Source organism: Bacillus sp. SRL543 (genome assembly GCF_984799205.1).
Genome location: NZ_OZ481794.1, coordinates 910,345 through 929,237, shown reverse-complemented (window position 1 = coordinate 929,237; position 18,893 = coordinate 910,345). Strand labels below are relative to the sequence as shown.

12 protein-coding genes and 1 riboswitch are annotated in these 18,893 nt (G+C 45.1%); of the genes, 4 read left to right on the top strand and 8 right to left on the bottom strand.

The annotated features are described in order from the left end of the window. Window positions 1-29: 29 nt before the first annotated feature. The 5 genes from AC4E8B_RS04835 to AC4E8B_RS04815 all read right to left on the bottom strand — a co-directional run bounded on the left by AC4E8B_RS04835 (window position 30) and on the right by AC4E8B_RS04815 (window position 7,077). Window positions 30-989, bottom strand: a complete 960-nt coding sequence (locus AC4E8B_RS04835) for a sensor domain-containing diguanylate cyclase (protein ID WP_490217371.1) — start codon at window positions 987-989, stop codon at window positions 30-32. Window positions 990-1,072: 83 nt separating this feature from the next. Further along, window positions 1,073-1,156, bottom strand: a riboswitch (cyclic di-GMP riboswitch). A gap of 73 nt (window positions 1,157-1,229) precedes the next feature. Further along, on the bottom strand, window positions 1,230-2,648 hold the full coding sequence (locus AC4E8B_RS04830) for an amino acid permease (protein ID WP_490217369.1): 1,419 nt from the start codon (window positions 2,646-2,648) through the stop codon (window positions 1,230-1,232). Between the two features lie 233 nt (window positions 2,649-2,881). Next, on the bottom strand, window positions 2,882-3,151 hold the full coding sequence (locus tag AC4E8B_RS04825; protein ID WP_490219505.1) for an excalibur calcium-binding domain-containing protein: 270 nt from the start codon (window positions 3,149-3,151) through the stop codon (window positions 2,882-2,884). Window positions 3,152-3,304: 153 nt separating this feature from the next. Continuing rightward, a complete protein-coding gene (locus AC4E8B_RS04820) occupies window positions 3,305-5,134 on the bottom strand; it encodes a YhgE/Pip domain-containing protein (protein WP_490217367.1) in 1,830 nt (609 codons plus the stop codon). After that, a complete protein-coding gene (locus AC4E8B_RS04815) occupies window positions 5,134-7,077 on the bottom strand; it encodes an efflux RND transporter permease subunit (protein WP_490219503.1) in 1,944 nt (647 codons plus the stop codon). Before AC4E8B_RS04815 ends, AC4E8B_RS04820 begins: the two co-directional genes overlap by 1 nt. 279 nt (window positions 7,078-7,356) lie before the next feature. Here AC4E8B_RS04815 and AC4E8B_RS04810 point away from each other — a divergent pair, with 279 nt between their 5' ends. Continuing rightward, window positions 7,357-7,911 carry a TetR/AcrR family transcriptional regulator gene (locus AC4E8B_RS04810; RefSeq protein WP_490217366.1) on the top strand — a complete coding sequence of 185 codons (555 nt, stop codon included), beginning with the start codon at window positions 7,357-7,359 and terminating at the stop codon, window positions 7,909-7,911. Between the two features lie 113 nt (window positions 7,912-8,024). Here AC4E8B_RS04810 and AC4E8B_RS04805 read toward each other — a convergent pair whose 3' ends face one another. From AC4E8B_RS04805 to AC4E8B_RS04795, 3 genes are all read right to left on the bottom strand, one after another. After that, complete coding sequence (locus AC4E8B_RS04805) at window positions 8,025-8,885, bottom strand: carbohydrate ABC transporter permease (RefSeq protein WP_490217365.1); 861 nt, start codon at window positions 8,883-8,885, stop codon at window positions 8,025-8,027. 23 nt (window positions 8,886-8,908) lie between these two features. Beyond that, a complete protein-coding gene (locus AC4E8B_RS04800; RefSeq protein ID WP_490217363.1) occupies window positions 8,909-9,796 on the bottom strand; it encodes a carbohydrate ABC transporter permease in 888 nt (295 codons plus the stop codon). Window positions 9,797-9,884: 88 nt separating this feature from the next. Then, on the bottom strand, window positions 9,885-11,153 hold the full coding sequence (locus AC4E8B_RS04795; RefSeq protein ID WP_490217362.1) for a sugar ABC transporter substrate-binding protein: 1,269 nt from the start codon (window positions 11,151-11,153) through the stop codon (window positions 9,885-9,887). Window positions 11,154-11,614: 461 nt separating this feature from the next. Between AC4E8B_RS04795 and AC4E8B_RS04790 the strand changes: the two genes are divergently transcribed. Genes AC4E8B_RS04790 through AC4E8B_RS04780 form a run of 3 tightly spaced genes read left to right on the top strand, consistent with a single transcriptional unit; the run spans window position 11,615 to window position 18,848 of the window. Continuing rightward, window positions 11,615-13,792: a glycoside hydrolase family 3 N-terminal domain-containing protein gene (locus AC4E8B_RS04790; RefSeq protein ID WP_490217360.1), complete on the top strand. Its 2,178-nt coding sequence runs from the start codon at window positions 11,615-11,617 to the stop codon at window positions 13,790-13,792. A 56-nt stretch (window positions 13,793-13,848) separates the two neighbouring features. Further along, complete coding sequence (locus AC4E8B_RS04785; protein WP_490217359.1) at window positions 13,849-17,178, top strand: GH36-type glycosyl hydrolase domain-containing protein; 3,330 nt, start codon at window positions 13,849-13,851, stop codon at window positions 17,176-17,178. Window positions 17,179-17,231: 53 nt separating this feature from the next. Then, on the top strand, window positions 17,232-18,848 hold the full coding sequence (locus AC4E8B_RS04780; RefSeq protein WP_490217358.1) for a glycoside hydrolase family 13 protein: 1,617 nt from the start codon (window positions 17,232-17,234) through the stop codon (window positions 18,846-18,848). The last annotated feature ends 45 nt before the right edge of the window (window positions 18,849-18,893 follow it).

The following is an 18,893-nucleotide window of genomic DNA, read 5'->3' as shown; positions in this document are numbered from 1 at the left end:
GTGCCTTTCTCCCATCTTTATTGATGAATTCAGGCACCTTTTTTCATTCTTTTATTTCGATACATATGGTTATCCGCTTCAACAAATAAGCTTTCCATGACACCTAGTGAATTTTCGCAGAACGCAAAGCCTATCGATATGTTAATTTTGACTTCCTGGCTGCTTTCATTATATCTGCTAATCTCTTCAGATAGCTTTTCAACCAGGAGCTCTACCTGTTCTTTGTCCTTTTTTAAAAGGAAAACCGCAAATTCATCTCCGCCAATCCTTGAAACATAGGCATTTTCTCTGAAAAATTGTTCTAATAGCCGTGCTGTTTCTTTAATCAGAAAGTCTCCAGTTTTATGCCCATAGTTATCATTCAAACATTTCAGGCCGTCCAAATCACATAATATAATGGCTGCAGCTGTATCCTCACGTTCATTATATTTCTCCATCATTTGCTCAAAGAAATCACGGTTATAGATGTCTGTCAAAGCATCATGGGTGATTCGATATTTCAATGTTTCTTCCAGCTTTTTTCTCTCATCAATATTCCGCACCATACCTTGAAGAGCGACCAGCACCCCATTTTCATATATCGGAGTCGCATACTCTTCAAACCATCGGTAATGACCGTCTTTATCTTTCCAGCGCTGAACGATTGCTTTATTGAAATCAACCTGTCCATGGACTTTTTTCTGGAGAATATCCATATCCTCCGGGTGGATATCCCTAAAGGCAACACCAGCGTCTGAATAGGCATCTGCATTAGAACCTTCACCGAAAAAGCATTCTGCTGAAGGACCAAGATATTTAAATTTCAGCTCCGGATATACTTGGCAATAATAAAGAAAATCTTTGGTGTTTTCTATCACATGCATATAATTTTCATGATTTTTAAAAGAGTCAGTTTCTTTCTTTTTCCATCTTCTGAAAAAATAAATCACAACCAATAAAACAGTCAGTGCCCCTAATCCAAAACCTTGTGCAAATTGTATGTTCATCATTGCTGTCCCTCTTCGTTTTCCTCAATCCTTCAGCATAAAAAATAGACCAATCGAAACCGATCAGCCTACGCTCATAAAGATGAATCGGTAACTGGCAGACATAGCCTTTGGCTTTAGTCCCTGTAGTTTTGCGTCTTCACCTTTCGATGAATTTGCCTGTATCTTTTATATATTTCATTTTAAAGGATAAACGGCAAGACTTCCAATTTAAACCGCGGAAAAATCCAGAGCAGGCACTCCCTAATACTCTTCCTCTGTTTTATGGATTTTCTTGAACTTCCCAAACTTAGAACCCAGAAGATACGAAACAAGAATGATCAGCACAAACCCAATGCTCGCAAACAAGCCCATTCTTTGATTGGCGTGGAGAAGCGAACCCGCAATCGTAAAGATAATCAGCACAATGCCCAGATAGGAGGTTACCGGATAAGCAGAGGATTTATATTTCTCATGAGATGCGCCGACCTGCTTCCTTTTCTTGATATGCGACGCCAGGATAATGATCCAGTTCAAGATCAGCATGATGCCTGCTGAGGCCGTCATATACTCGTAAATGGTATCCGGCAAGAGAAATGAAAGCAGGACAGAAACACCGAGCCCCGCTCCGCTCAGCAGCAGCGCCCCTGCCGGCACTCCTTTCCTCGTTTTCTTCTGGAGCCTTTGCGGCGCGTCTCCATCCTTTGAAAGAGACACGATAATGCTTGTTATTGAAAAAAGAGACCCCACCATCGTCGAAAAAGCCGCACTTATTAAAATGACATTGAAGATGCTATCCAGAAAAGGAATATTGAATTGTGATAAAGCAGCCACGAAAGGGCTTTTATCTTCATTTATGTTATGAAAAGAAATCATCATCAGGATAAAGAGGATGCTGACCACATAAAGGATTGTCAAAGCTGCAACCAGAAAGCTCCCTGCCTTTGGCACGTCTTCTTTGTTTCTAAGTTCCGTAGCCAAAACCCCGATCACTTCAATTCCCCCATAAGAGAACAAAATGAATATCATTGCAGACCATAACCCTGAAAACCCATTCGGAAAAATCCCCTCCGATAAAAAGGTGGACGATTCACCTGCCGTCTCGGGTGAGAGTACCCCAAACGCTGCTAGAATCCCGAAGAAAATAAAACTGATGAGCGTAGAAATTTTTATGACAGCAAAAAACGATTCAATGCTTCCGAAATTTTTTACACCGAGAAAATTAATGCCTAATGCAATGGCAGAATAAATGATCGAAAAAATCCAGATAGGAACATCCGGCAGCCATAATTGAGTAAAAATGGCCAGTGCCGTCACTTCGCTCGACATGATCAGCACTCCCGCCACCCAGTAAATCCAGCCGCTCATAAATCCCGCATAATGGCCGAATGCCTGTCCCGCATATGTCCGGAACGAACCGGGCTGCGGATCCTGCACCGTCATCTCAGCCAGTGCACTAAAAACAAAATAAGCCGTCAATCCGGCCAGCAGATATCCAATCAGCACAGAAGGACCCGCCGAGTGAATCGACAAACCGGATCCCAAAAAGAACCCCGCCCCAATCACAGAGCCAATCCCAATCAAAGAAAGCTGCCACCATGCCAGCTTATGCGACTGCCCCTTCTCCACCTGGCCCTTCTGCACATTCTTAACACTCTGTTTAACCACACTCACTTTTTGCATCTTCCCACTCCTCACCAGCTGCTTATGAAAAGTATGCCCTGAAATGGGAATAAGAAGCCATGGGGACAGGTACCGGAAGCCATGGGGACAGGTACCGTGGCCCAGTATCAAAAAGAGCCAAGGGACCTGTCCCCTTGGCTCTCTAAAAAAAGGCGCCAGCCCAGCAGGCCTGTACCTTCTTTATTCTGATATCCCGCCTGTAAACTTTAAGCAAAAACTCTGATTTCAACTTTTTACTTTTCACAAGCTATTTTGTCGCCGTCCCGATCCTTCGTTTTATTGGCATCATACAGCGCCTGGGATACATACGGTTTATATTTAGTTTTACCGCCCTTGTTTTTTACAGAAGAAGAACGGGCTACTCCGCCTTTATAATCCTTGTTTAATTCAGTACAATTCTTATAGGTTTTAGCAGCTGCCGGTGTTTTTGCTTCAGCACTTACAGAGAAAGATACACTTAGGATCAACAAAGCAGAAATGGCTAAAGCACTGGACTTTTTCATTTTAATTTTCTCACCTTCCATATTTTAACTTATATTAATAATAATCCAATATATCCATCTATTACAATATATTTTAATAGAATAATAGAAAGTTCTAATGCCAGCCATATAATAAAAGGCGCCAGCCCCCAAAGGCCGGCACCTCTCTCTCACTTATGAAAACAGCGCCTTCAAACGAGCCCAAAACCCCTTCGGCTCTTCCTTGGGCTTTTCAACCTCTTCCGTTTCTTCCTGTTTAATGCTTTCTGTTTTTAACACAAACTGAACTGAGTTTACTTTCTCGTTCTCAGGCGATACGAAGGAAACGGGTTTGAAGTCGCTTTTGTCGTATTCTTCGAGCATGCCTTCAACTTCTTCCTTCATTTGTTCCGGCAGATCCCTCGTGGCTTCATACAGCTCAGCCGTCCCATCATGGAGTGCGGCTGCACCGTCAGAGAGTTCCCCTGTTCCGCCTGCCACGCCAGCAATGCCGTTATGCAGTTCAGAATAGGAGCCTGCCAGCCTGCTCACTCCGCCAGTGTAATCCACCAATCCCGAGTGGAAGGATTCATAGTTGGCAGCAAGTGCTTGAACGCCTGCCTGCAACTGTGCCATCGCATCAGCAGCATCAGAATTGGCCAAAGCTTGAGAAAGTCCAGCAGACATAGCGTCAAGGTTCTTCGCCATCTCTGTAAGAGACGCGCTCACTTGCTCCAAAGTCCCACTGACAGCGTCAAAACTGCCTTTACCAGCAGCAAAGACTCCTTTGGCATTTTTAGCAGCCGCATAAGTCTCAAGCAATTGCGCGATAACATTCGGATCGGCGCCGCTCTGCTTCAGCTGCTCGATCTGTGTTTCAGAAATTTCATGATTCGGAATGCCTTCCATTGCTTCGTTCAAGCTATTGTAAGAGGCGCTGAAAGCCTGCTGCAATTCTGCCAGATTCCTGGACACTTCCCTCAGGCCAGAGGCCGATTGTGACAATCCATCCTGCATCTTTTTCAAATCGCCGAGGCCCATATCTCCAGAGCCAGCGCTCAGACTGCTATTCAGCTTTTGCAAGGCCTGCTGAATACTCTTGGAGCCGCTGACCAGCTGGGAAGAAGAACCGTCGAGCGCCGCTATACCATTACGGTACTCCCTGGAGCCATTGCTCAGCTTAGCGGCACCATTATGCAATTCCGAAGCCCCGTTCTGCAGCTGCCCGACTCCGTCATTGACCTCTTTGATCGCTTTTGTCAGTGTATCCATTTCACCTGTCATATCATCGATGTCCGGTGCATCAATCGGGAGTGAAGACGGAATCGCTGTGATATCAATGCCTTCGAGCTCAAAATCCGCCACATCTGCTTCAAGGGTCAGATTCCCCTCTTTTTCCGGCATCACAGTAAATGTGGCCTGCTTATTTTTCCCCGCATTGGCAAGCATCCCGTCAGGAGCTTCGATATTGCTGAATTTCTCCCCATTCAGCGGGAAGGAAATCTGCAGCAGATAATTCTCGAAAAAGGATGGATCGACACTTTCATTCCGGGATGTTTGAATATCTATCTGCACATGACCGCTTTTTCCAGCCAAATCTTCCGGTGGGGTTTCCTGCCCATCCAATGTATACGTAATAGAAACATCCCATGGCAGGGCTGCTTCATTCAAATCACCCTGATAATAAAACTTGCCTTCTTCCTCAGCCGTCACATGAACCGCTGCGTCTGACTTCTCAATAGGCGACATGTCCGTCAGGTTTTTTAGGTTTGTATAGGGGCCGAAATCGGTCACTTCACCCGGTTCTTCAATATTTAAAATGTTAACCACATACACTTCCTCATTTTCACCAGCAGGGCTGAGCTTTGCATACACCACTTCGTCCTTTGAGGAAAGCTCCCCTGTTTCTCGGGAGACCTCTTCCCCTGACTTGCTGCCCGTTGTATCAGCCGAAACCAGCAGGGCGGGCATCATAAGCAGGATGCTGGCAAAAATAGCCAAGAGCTTTCTGATTCTCCTCATCATCACTTCTCCTTATAAGAGTTTGCTTTCCATGTTGTTTTCATGATCAATTTATCAAATACCAAGAGACACGCCGGCAGGAAGAATACGACCATAATCAAAGCCAGCAGCGCTCCTCTTCCCAGCAGCAGACCGATCGAAGCTACGATTGGATTCGATGACGTAATCCATAAGATAAAGCCTACACTTGATAAAATTGAGGCCGAAATGCCGATCGAGAATATTTTTTCATCCATCGTCTTCTTGACCGCTTCAAGCGCAGACATTTCCTGCCGGTCCTCTTTATAAGCATCCGTCAGCAGGATTGCGTAATCGACCGTTGCTGCCAGCTGGATGATGCTAACCAGCAGATAGCCGACGTATACTAATGAAGAATCTGTAAAATAAGGGACAGACAGATTGATCCAGACGGCGGTCTGAATCGTCAGCAGCAGGATCAGCGGAATCGAAATCGACCTGAAGGTTACAAACAGGACGAACGCAACTGTCAGGAGGGTCAATAGATTAACCAGCGTGTTGTCTTTTTTGACCGTGTTTTTAATATCATACAATGTCACGCTCTCTCCGACTGAATAAACCTTATCTCCATATAACTTCTCTGCAGTATCCTGGACCCGTTCGATCAGCTGGAACGCCTCGTCTCCCTCAGTTTTTGTATCTGTCTGAAGGATGACCCGGCTGTAATTTTCCGAATAGAACTGTTCCGTAATGCTGGGATCCAGATATTCTGGAGGGATTGCAGCGCTGACGGTGTTGACATACGCCATGACACTCGTCACATGGTTAAGCTTTTCCAGATCGCCGACCAGCTCTTCTTCCTTGGCCGTATCCCCCTTCGGCACAAGCAGGACCATCGGCGTGCTTTCCCCGAACTCTTCTTTAATTTTCGTAAAATCGCTCCCCGCCCTTGTCGACTCCGGCAATTCGCCAACTCCATAAGTGAAATTGGTCTTGCTTTGCGCAAGAAAGGCCGGGACAATCAGGATGGCAACAAGCAAAAGAACCGGAACCCGGAACTTCAGCACAAAATTCCCCTTGCCGCGGATGTATGGCAGCAATGGCTTATGCTGCGTCTTGTCGATCCATTTATAACAGAGCAGCGTCAATGCCGGCAGGAACACCATGACACTGATGAAACTCAGTAAAATTCCTTTGACCAGGTTGATGCCAAGATCCGACCCGATTTCAAACTCCATAAAAGCTAGAGCGATGAAACCAAAGAAAGTTGTGGACGCGCTGGCTGCGATTGCCGAAAAAGATTTCTTCATCGCCAGCTCCATCGCTTCCCGCGGATCCCCTACCTTTTTCCGGTAATCGTTGAAGCTGTGCAGGAGGAAAATCGCGTAATCCAGCGACACTGCAAGCTGCAGGATCGGCGCGACCGATTGGGTGACAAAAGATACTTCTCCAAGAAAAATATTCGTCCCCATATTGATCAGAACTGACACACCGATGGCGGTGAGGAACAGCAGCGGCTCCACCCACGAAGTCGTGGAAACCACTAAAATGATGATAATGATCGGCACCAAAAAGGCGGCAGCATACATAGATTCCGTCCCGGCCATTTTCTGCTGTGTGGCCGTATTCAGCGATTCACCTGCCATCGCATTATCTTCGCCGATAAGGTCATAAATGCGATCGGTGATCTGGACTTCTTCTCCTTCACGGATGCTGAAAGAAAACAAGGCATACCCATCTTTGTAATAGTCGTCAACCGTGTCCTGGTCCGCCATTTCAAGCGGAGCCTTGATGTCGATCACATCATCCAGCCACATGATATCAGATACACCGTCAATCGCGGCCAGCTTTTCTTTGAAAGCAAGAGCTTCCTGTATGGTCATGTCCCGCATCATCACCCGGTTCGTCGGGACATTTCCTTCAAATTCCCGCTCCATCACTTCCATGGCTTTAGTCGACTGTGCGTCCTCCGGCAGATATTCCTTCATATCATAGTTCACCGACACAGTGAACTGCGCCAGGGCGCAAAGCACAGTCAAAACCGCGAAAACAATGGCAACGGCTTTTTTATGTTTAAGTATTCGTGCAGCAATATTGATGCGTGTTCACCCTCTCTTGCCCTTTTTTTCTATACACTTTATCATTATATAAACACGGTGTTGCCTATTCAACGAACAGTTCTTTAACTTCCGTGGTATTCCCGACACAATGATCAAAAGTGTTGGAAAACGCAAAAAGAAAGGAAACTGGTTATGACCTCTCCCAAAATGGACAGACGCAAAAAATATACGATCATGGTATTAAAAGACAGCCTCATGAAGCTCTTGAAAGACAAGCAGATCTCCTATATTACCGTCAAAGAAATCTGCGGCCTCGCCGACATCAACCGCTCCACATTTTATTCCCACTACACCGACCAATATGACCTCCTGGACACCATCGAAGACGAAATCATCCAGGACATGCAGGGCTATATGAGCCAGTACAACTTCGAAAAAGAAGACCAGGCCCTCCAAATGATCGAAAAACTGCTCGAATACTTCGCCAGCAAACACGAAGTATGCACCACCCTCCTCAACGAAAAAACAAACACAACCTTCGAAACAAAAGTCATAAACTTCGCCCACCAGGTCTTCATGACCAGCTGGCTCGCCGACACCGCCTATGACGAAAACCTCTCTGAATACCTCAGCACCTTCATCATCAGCGGCAGCATTCACGTGATAAAAAAGTGGCTGAATAACGGGATGGATCACAGTCCGGGGGAGATGGCGGAGATAATTAATGGGGTGATTAATCGGGGGTTGTTGGGGGTGCGGTGAGATGAGGGGGCGGGGTGAGGTGGGCTGGGCTGTGGGCCGGGGGGTCAGGTCCCTTGGCCCAATCTCAAAAAAGAGCCAGGGGACCTGTCCCCTTGGCTCACTGGCCTTTCCACTCACTTAATCCCCGATATCGTATACCCATCAATAATGTACCGCTGAAAAAGAATGAAGATGATGATAATCGGAACGACCATAAAGGTTGATCCAGCCATCTGCAGGGCAAAGTTGCCGCCGTATTGACCTTTTAATAACTGCAGTCCAACCGATAGTGTATAGAGACTTTCATCATTGGCAATGATCAGCGGCCACAGGAAGCTGTTCCAGCCAGCGATAAAGGTGAGAATTCCCTGGACAGCGAGTATCGGTTTGGTCATTGGCAGGACGATCTGCCAGAATACTCTCAGCTCACTGGCTCCATCCAGTCTGGCTGCTTCCAGCAGTTCATCGGGAATGGTAGTCATGAACTGACGGAAGAGGAAGATACCGAATGCTCCCACCAGTCCAGGCAGAACGATTCCCGCCATTGTATTCGTCAAGTGCATTTGATTCAGGATCAGATAGACCGGAATCATGGTAACCTGGCCAGGAATCATCATGGTAGCAAGAACGAGAAAGAATAATTTATTGCGTCCTTTAAATTCAAACTTGGCAAAAGCATATCCGGCCATCGCATTTAAGATTAAGCCGAAAAAAGACCAGAATACAACGATCAGAGTATTTTTCAAATAAAGAGCAAAGTTCATATTCACAAAGAGATTATAGAAATTATCCAATGTGAACTCTTGCGGCAGCAGGGTTGGCGTCAGCTGCATTACTTCACTTTCCGGCTTGAAGGCCGACAGGATCATCCATATAAAAGGAATAGTAACCAGCAATCCGCCAATCGCAAGAATAATACCAACAAACCATTGCTGAGCTCTTTCAGCATTTTTACTGCTGCTTAATGACTGTTTTCGAACTGCATTGGATTTCATTTTGTATTCCACCTCAGTTTTCATCAATAATCCTGCCCTTTCTTCTGCAGCTTAAATTGAAGCATCGTAATGATAATGATGGCAATGAACAATATGAAAGATCCTGCAGCGGCATAGCCAAAGTTGCTTAATTGGAAACCGTTCCGGTAAATGAACAGCGCAACAGAAGTCGTGCTGTCTAATGGACCGCCGTCTGTCATAACAAAAGGCTCTTCAAAAAATTGGAGCCAGCCGATCATCGTTGTAATTGACACAAAGAAGATGGCGTATCTTAACAGGGGAATGGTGATCTTAAACAGCTGCTGCCAATTATTGGCGCCGTCCAGCTGGGCCGCTTCGTAGTAGGTTTTCGGAATCCCCTGAAGCGCAGCAAGAAAGATAATCATATTAAGGCCGATGGCTCTCCAGAGAGCAAGTACGATTAACGAGATCTTTGCTACTGTGGGATCCTGCAGCCACGGTACAGGCGGCAGGTGGAAAAATTCCAGCACATGATTGAATAAGCCTAACTGAGGGTTATAGAGAAAGCTCCACACAACTGCTACTGCAACAACATTTGTAATGGAAGGCATATAGAAGACAACCCGGAAAGCTTTGAAAATGCGTGCTTTTCCAAAATTGATCAGGAGCGCGATCCCCAGGGAGCAAACGATGACAAGCGGTACACCAATTACCACATAGAATAGCGTATTAAAAATGGATTTTAAGAATATCTCATCGCCTACAACCTCTTTATAATTTTCAAAGCCAATAAAACTGATGGAAGACCAATCAGCAATACCGGCCAGATCAAGATCTGTAAAACTGATAATAAAGGCCACAAATATAGGCAGAATTGAAAATATTAACAGCAAAATAAGTGCAGGAGCTATAAAAAAGTATGGAGTTTTGTTTGCCACAAAGCTTTTCATTGCAAGTCCCTTCCTTCTAATCCCAGCTTTGCCGGACTATTAAAGGCAACTGGCAGACGAACGCCTGCCTGTACACCTGTTTGACGATTTATTTGGATAAAATTTCTTCAGATTCTTTATCGAATGAATCCATTTCTTCCTGAACATCTGCTCCGCCGCGGTAAATCTTTTCAAATCTCTTTAAAAAATCCTGTGCGATTTTTTCAAAAGGTTTGATGACAGGCATCGGCTGTGCATTTTCTAACTGTTCTCCAAATACTTTATAATACTCATTCTGCTGAAGCTGCTCATCATTCCATGCCTCTTTGCTCGCCGGCAGGGAGTTTGTCATTTCAAGCCATTTAATTTGGGTTTCAGGCTTGCTCATATATGCAAGGAATTTCAAGGCTTCTTCTTTGTTTTTCGTGTGCTCGAATACGGATAAGTTGGAGCCGCCCAATGTAGATGTATTTGTTTCCTTAGCAGGAAGGACTGCAGTTGCCCACTTGCCCTCGAGTTCCGGAGCCTGGTCATTAATCAGCTTGACCATCCAAGGACCGCTGATAAACATCGGAAGGATTCCGTCACCTCTGAATGCCTGGACGATATCAAGTCCAAGATCAACAGGAGCAGAGCCATCCTTGAAGAATCCATTTAAATACTCAACCGCTTCGACAAATTCAGGTTCATTGAAATTAGCCTGATTGCCTTCTATTAACTTGGAGCCGTTTTGCCTGGCCAGCATAAATGATAAACTTTGTTCATTTGTATCAATGCTGATTCCATATTTATCATCTCCGCGGTCAGCCAGTTTTTTGGCTGCATCCTCTAACTCATCCCAAGTCTTTGGTGCCTCTTTATACCCTGCTTCTTCCAGTAAATCCGTACGGTAAAACAGAACTCGTGTATCGACATACCAAGGAACGCCAACCACTTTATCATCATATTTTGTCGTTTCCACTGATCCTTTGAAAAAGTTGTCAGCTCCCAGCTCAGGGAAGTTTTCAGCCTCTTCTGTCAAATCAAGCAGCGCATTCGCAGAAGCGAACTCTGGAATCCAAGTTGTCCCCATTTGGACCACATCCGGACCTTTTTTAGAAGCGACAGCAGTTAACAGCTTATCATGTGCCTGATCCCATGGGAGGGCCTGAACTTTTACATTAATGTCCGGATTCTCTTTTTCAAATTCATCTGCAATCTTCGGAAGAGCTTTTGCTTCTTCTCCCATGCCCCAGACGGTGATGGTCTTTTGCCCGTCCTCCGAAGAAGACCCGCTTTCAGAAGAACAGCCGGCCAGTGCTCCAGAAACAACAAGTGAACCTATCATAGCAGCTGCTGCAAACTTTTTGCTGAATACATTTAACAACTTTTGGCTCATTCGTAAAAACCCCCAATAATTTAATAGGCTTTGCTTTAAGATTCCCGTAATTCTGCATCTTTACTTCTTTAACAAAAACCGTAAAGTAGTGCCATTCAAGTGAACAGCCGAGATATTCCCCCTTTTAGTGAAACGTTTCGATTAAAAAGAAAAAAATATAACTCTTCTACCATTGAAACGTTTCAATCCAATCTGTTCAAAAGTTGTATTTTCATCATTTTCTAGTTGAAACGTTTCGATAGGGCTATTATATTTCATCGTGAAATCGTTTTCAAGTAAAATTTTTTGGTTTTTTTCAGGTTGTTCTCTTTGTATTCATATAATGAGAATATACCAATAGAAACGTTTCGATTTTTCATTGACTCTAAAAAAGAGAGCGCTTATAATGCAGTTGTATCTTTATTCGAAACGTTTCTACGAACTTGCTGTTTTAACAATAAATTATTGGAGAGGTCGCCCATATGATGAATCCTAACTTACAATCTTTACTGCAGGAAATGACACTTGATGAAAAAATTGCCCAACTCATGCAGCTGGCTACGCCTTTTTTTGAAGGTTCAAAGGATGAGGGGCAAATAACCGGCCCTCTTGCTTCTATGAAAGTATCCGGGGAGAACATCCAAAACACTGGATCCGTTCTTGGAGCATCAGGCGGGGCGAAAGAAGCAATCAGCATACAGGCGGCCCATTTAAAAAAGAATCGACTAGGTATTCCTTTGTTATTCATGGCGGATGTGATCCATGGATATAAAACTATATTTCCTGTACCGCTGGCCATTGGATGTTCATGGGATCTGGATGGTGCACAGGAAAGTGCCGAAATTGCCGCGAAAGAAGCGGCTGCATCTGGTGTACATGTAACCTTTGCCCCGATGGTTGATCTTGTCCGCGACCCGCGCTGGGGGCGGGTTATGGAATCAACTGGCGAAGACCCTTACCTGAACAGTGAATTTGCCAGGGCCTTTGTCCGCGGCTTTCAGGGGAATGATTTAAAAAATAATAAAGAAGCTGTAGCAGCATGCGTAAAGCATTTTGCGGCATATGGGACACCAGAAGGCGGCCGGGATTATAACACAGTCAATATGTCAGAGCGGCAGCTGCGGGAATCCTATCTCCCAGCTTATCAAGCCGCCCTTGATGAAGGCTGTGAAATGGTTATGACTGCATTCAATACGGTTGATGGCATCCCTGCCACAGGCAATCAGGCACTGATGCGCGACCTGCTTAGAGAAGAATGGCAGTTTGACGGGGTTCTCATTTCTGACTGGGGTGCAGTAAAGGAATTGATTCCGCACGGTGTTGCTGAGGATGAAAAAGAAGCTGCGCTCAAAGCCATCCAGGCTGGTGTAGATATTGAAATGATGACTGCCTGCTATATTGATCATTTAAAGGAACTTGTCTTGAGCGGAAAAGTCGATGAAGCACTTATAGATGAAGCTGTGCTGAGAATCCTGAACCTCAAAGACAAATTAGGATTATTTGAAAATCCAACCCGGGGTGCCGATGAAGCACTGGAAAAGGAACTTGTCTTAAGCGAGGGACACCGGAAAGCATCCAGAGAGCTTGCAGCAAAGTCCTCTGTGTTATTAAAAAACAATGGCGTCCTTCCCATTCAAAAAGATAAGAAGCTGGCACTGATCGGTCCTTTTGCACAAAGCGGCGACATCCTGGGCCCATGGTCTTTTCTTGGATCCAAGGAAAAAGCCGTTCAGCTGTATGACGGCTTAAAAGCAAAAGCAGTTCCATCTCTACTCACGGTTGCAAAAGGCTGTGACATTGAATCCGGCACAGAAGAGCTGTTAAATGAAGCACTTCAAACAGCAGAGGATGCTGACATAATCATCTTGGCTCTTGGTGAAGCTTCCGAAATGAGCGGTGAGGCAGGATGCCGGGCAGATATCCGGCTCCCTGAAGTGCAGCTTGAACTGGCGACCAAAGTGAAGCAGCTTGGCAAACCGATTGTCGCGGTTTTATTCAATGGCCGGCCTCTCGACCTGCATGGAATCTGGAATGAAGCCGATGCCATTCTGGAAGCATGGTATCCAGGTACTGAAGGCGGAAAAGCAATCGCCGATTTATTGCTGGGGGATAAAAATCCTTCAGGGAAACTGACTATGTCATTCCCCTATTCCGTCGGCCAGGTCCCTGTTTATTACAATCACTTTAATACAGGACGCCCTAAAGGGGCTCCGGATGCACAGGAAAGATACGTATCCCAATATTTAGATATTCCTAATGAGCCTTTGCTTCCTTTTGGATACGGCTTAAGCTATACAACCTTTGATTATGCTGAAGCCAAGCTGTCGGATGCATTCCTCACTCCTTCCAAACCGATTTCGCTTTCTGTACAGGTTTCCAACACAGGAAGCTATCCGGGAGAAGAGGTTATCCAGCTTTACATCCGTGACGTTTCAGGCGAAGTCGTCCGTCCAATGAAGGAACTGAAAGGCTTCAAAAAAATAGCTCTGGATCCGGGTGAAAAAGCAGTGGTAACCTTTGATATTACCGAAGAGCAATTGCGCTATTACCATTCTGACCTGGCATTTAAGAGTGATGCCGGAAAATTCATAGCGTATGTTGGCACAAACAGCCGCGATTGTTTAGCGCTGCCTTTTGAATTAAAAAACGATCAGGTGTAATAATGCCTCTCAGGTTCAAAGGAAGCTTCAATAAACTAGAGGAAAGAGTTGACACGATGACCCAGTCAAAATTCACTATTCAGGCAAACGACTTATCATTCACATTTTTGAATAGCGGCGATTTATACAAAATCGTCCATAAATCCACCATGATTAATCAATGGCTTTCCAATTCTATTGATGGTTCCTTAAATAATTTGTTTCTGCGAGTTTACAGCGGGGCTGGCATCAAAGCCTATCCCCTGCTCGGAGTCAAATCCGGCAGCACGGTCCGAATGGCAGACAAGCAGGTTTTCTGGGAAGGAGAAGCTGGCGGAATTTTATACAAGGTGACATTTACCCTGATGGAAAACACCACTTGGTTCTGGAATGTTGAATTAAGCGGCGAGGGACAAACAGCTGACGTAATCTACGGTCAGGATTTAGGTCTTGCTGACAAAGGTGCCGTCCGAACGAATGAAGCTTACATGTCTCAATATATTGATCATAAAGTCTTCAAAAGCAGCAAAGGGTATGCCGTATGCTCAAGACAGAACCAGCCAATGAGCGGCGGCAGCTTCCCATATATCCAGCAGGGATCACTCACGGAAACGGCAGGCTACTCCACTGATGGCTACCAGTTCTTCGGTCTGTCCTATAAAGAAACAGATGTCCCGGAAGCTTTAGGAAAAGCATCCCTGGCCAATGAAGTCTATCAATATGAATTCGCTTATACTGCACTGCAGTCAGGAAAAATAGAACTTAACGGCAAGGCGCAATGTATTTTTTACGGTATTTTCAAAGAAAATCATGAGGATGCGATCACGACTCTGGAATTTGAACAGGAAATCCAGAATACCTGGAACAAAGTTCAGCCTGAGGAAAAGGCTTCAACTATGCTGGAAACCGTCCGCCTCTCCCCTTCTTTCGGAAAGCCTCTTGAGTCGCTTTCAATGACAAAAGAGGAAATCCATGAGCTGTTTCCGCACCGCCATCAGGTGGAGCAGTCCGGGGGAACGCTGTTATCCTTTTTCACCGGACAGCATGAGCATGTCGTCTTAAAGGAAAAAGAATTGCTGGTTGAGCGTCCCCATGGCCATATCATCATGACCGGAGGAAATGTTGAGAATATCAAAAATGTGCTCACCTCTACTTTATATATGTATGGAATCTTCAACTCGCACATTGTCGTCGGCAATACATCTTTTAATAAAATGCTGACCAATTCCAGGAACCCTTTGAATATCATGAAAACCTCCGGCCAAAGAGTTTACGTGGAAATAGATAAGAAATTCCGTCTGCTTACAATGCCTTCCATGTTTGAAATAGGCTTCAATTATGGCCGATGGTATTACAAAACGGAAGATGACTTGATTGTGATCACTTCCTATACCGCTGCCGATGCTCCCCAACTGGAGCTGCATGTCCGCTCGGCTAAAGGAAGAGCATACCGTTATCTTGTAACAAACCAGGTATCAATGAATAATAACGAATATGCCCAGCATTTTAAAATGGAGCAAGACGGGGATATTCTGATCTTTACAGCTGGAGAGAACTCCGACAGTTCCAGTGTTTTTCCTGAGCTTGCCTACCGGATGAAGATAAACGGGGCAGATTTCGAACTGCGGAATTCCAGTCTATTCGGAGAGAACATAGATACTGATGCTGCCTCCCTTTCCATGGTCGAAGTGGCTACATCATCTGAATGGAATATGGTCATACAAGGATTGCTTCAGGGGCAGGATCTTCCGTTCAAGCAAACAGATTATGAGACTGAGAAGGAATTGTACCGTGAGTTTTTCGCTACAACCATGAACGGATTCAGACTTACCAATAATGGAACTGCAACAGAAGAATTAAATAAGGTAAATGCACTTTCCTGGTGGTATACACATAATATGCTTGTTCACTACTCTGTCCCGCACGGACTTGAGCAGTACGGCGGTGCAGCATGGGGTACGCGTGATGTCTGCCAGGGGCCAGCCGAGTATTTCATGGCCACTCAAAATTATGATTCTATAAAAAATATCATCTTGACCGTTTACTCTCATCAGTACGCAGATGATGGAAATTGGCCGCAATGGTTCATGTTTGATGACTATTTCAAATTCCAGCAGGAAGAAAGCCATGGAGATATCATCGTCTGGCCATTGAAAGTGATTGCTGACTATCTTAAAGCAACAAATGATTTTTCAATATTGAATGAATCACTTCCTTATACTGAAAAAGGAAGCTTTGAATTTACGAACAGCACAGCCTCTCTTTTGGATCATGTAAAAAAGCAAATTCAATATATGAAGGATCATTTTTTACACGGCACCCATTTATCTTCATATGGGGACGGCGACTGGGATGATACTCTTCAGCCAGCCAATGCGCAATTAAAGCAATATATGGCGAGCAGCTGGACAGTGGCGCTGACTTACCAGGTAATCAGTCAGTTTTCTTCTCTATTGAAGGACATCGATGAAAAGATGTCTTTAGAAACGAACGAGATTGCTGAGGGGATAAAGAGAGATTTTAACACTTATATGCTATCCTCCGGAACAATCCCTGGGTTTGTTTACATGGAAAACCCGGAACAGCCTGAGTTAATGGTGCATCCAGCTGATACGAAAACCGGGATTCAATACCGCCTGCTTCCTATGACAAGAAGCATGATCGGCGAGCTTCTGACTCCGAAACAGGCAGAAGAACACTATAAGATCATCAGGGAAAAGCTGTATCATCCGGACGGGGTCCGTTTAATGGACCGCCCTGCGACTTATACGGGCGGGATCAGCACAAACTTCAAGCGGGCAGAGCAGGCAGCCAACTTTGGCCGCGAAATCGGCCTGCAATATGTCCATGCCCATATCCGTTTCGTAGAAGCGATGGCGAAGCTGGGAAAATCAGATGAAGTTTGGTCAGGCCTGCAGAAAATCAATCCAATCGGGATTCAAAAAGTGGTGCCTAATGCAGAACTCCGCCAAAGCAACGCCTACTTCAGCAGCTCGGACGGCAAATTCAATACCCGCTATGAGGCTGCAGAGCATTTTGATAAGCTCCGCGATGGCTCCGCTCCTGTAAAAGGCGGTTGGAGAATCTACTCCAGCGGTCCTGGGATATATATGAACCAGCTGATTTCGAATGCCCTGGGTATAAGGCGCAGCGGGCAGAATCTGATTATTGACCCAGTCCTGCCAGAAGAACATGACGGTCTGGAATTCCAGTTCACCATTGATGGAAAACAAGTCACCTTCATCTATCATCTGGGCCACGAAAAAACAGGAGTTGAGATAAACAGCATAACAGTTCATGCAGAACCAGTGTCCAACCGCTACCGCCCAGGCGGATATCAAGTCAATAGTGCAGAGCTGGAAAAGCATCTGACAGACGGCGGGAATAGAATAGATATTTATTTGTAATGAAAACAGCGGCCATATTTGGCCGCTTGCTTTCATAATTGGAGGTCTGATTTTTGGAAAAGAAATGGTGGCATAAAAGTGTTGTGTATCAGGTGTATCCGCGCAGTTTCCAAGATTCTGATGGGGATGGCATTGGTGATTTAAACGGACTTATTTCCAGGCTTGATTATATCGCAGAATTGGGAGCTGATCTCATCTGGCTCTGCCCTGTCTATGCATCGCCAAATGATGATAATGGGTACGATATCAGCGACTACTACAGCATCCATCCCGAATATGGATCGATGAATGATATGGATCGGCTGATATCAGAAGCTGCCAGGCGCGGTATTGGGATCATGATGGACATCGTCGCAAACCATACCTCCGATGAGCACCCCTGGTTCATAGAATCCCGAAAGAGTAAAGATAGCCCTTACCGGGATTTTTACGTTTGGAAAGATGGTTCTGAAGGCAGTCCGCCAAGCAGCCTCCAGTCGATATTCAGTGGAAGTGCTTGGAACTATGATCCACCTACACAGCAATACTACTTGCATATGTTCAGCAGGAAACAGCCTGACTTGAATTGGCATCATCCCGCTGTACGCCAGGCATTATATGATGTCATGCGTTTCTGGATAAAAAAAGGCATCAAAGGATTCCGTTTCGATGTAATTGACCTGATTGCAAAAGATCTGGAAAAAGACATCATTGCCAACGGCCCCCGCCTTCACGAATATCTGCAGGAAATGCATCGGGAAGTACTGGAGGGAACTGAGGTTGTGACGGTCGGTGAAACCGGCGGGGCAGATTTAGATCAGGCCATTCTCTATACAGATCCATCCCGTAAGGAACTGGACATGGTATTTGCTTTTCAGCATATCGCATTGGATGAAATCCCCGGCAAGCAAAAGTGGGATCTGAAAACCCTCGAATCCAGTGATCTGAAGCGTGTGTTGTCGGCCTGGCAAACAGGATTATCAGAAAAGGGATGGAATAGTCTGTTCTGGAGCAACCACGACCAGCCGCGTATTGTCTCGAGATGGGGAAATGATGGCAAGTTCCGATATGAAAGCGCCACTTTGTTTGCTGTCCTTTTACATCTCATGAAAGGCACTCCATACATTTATCAGGGTGAAGAAATCGGGATGACCAATGTGAAATTCCCTGAACTTAACTATTACCGGGATATTGAAACATTCAATATGTATAAAGAGCGCAGTACAGAAGGCCGCTCTCATGAAGACATCATGAATTCCATTTATGTAAAGGGGCGGGATAATGCCAGGACACCGATGCAATGGAATACAGAGAATAATGCCGGATTTACAGAAGGTGTGCCCTGGATTGACGTCAATTCAAATTTCGCTGTAATTAATGCTGCTTCTGATTCAGAGTCAAATCAATCTATTTTCCGCTTTTATCAAAAGCTGATTCAGCTGGGAAAATTAAATGATATTGTCATATACGGTAATTATCGGCTCCTTGATACTGAGCCGGACATTTTTGCTTATGAAAGAACCTATAAGGGTGAAAAATGGGTGATTATCTGTAATCTAACTGATAAAACAGTAGAGTCTTCCCTGCCAGGAAGTTTGAACGGGGAACTTCTTATCCATAATTATTCTGTCCCTTATCACAGCCAAACACTTCAGCCTTATGAAGCACTTGTGTATAAGTTGCAAAATTGACTATAGCTGGAAGCGCTCACAAGGTATAATAAAAGGAGAGCCTAT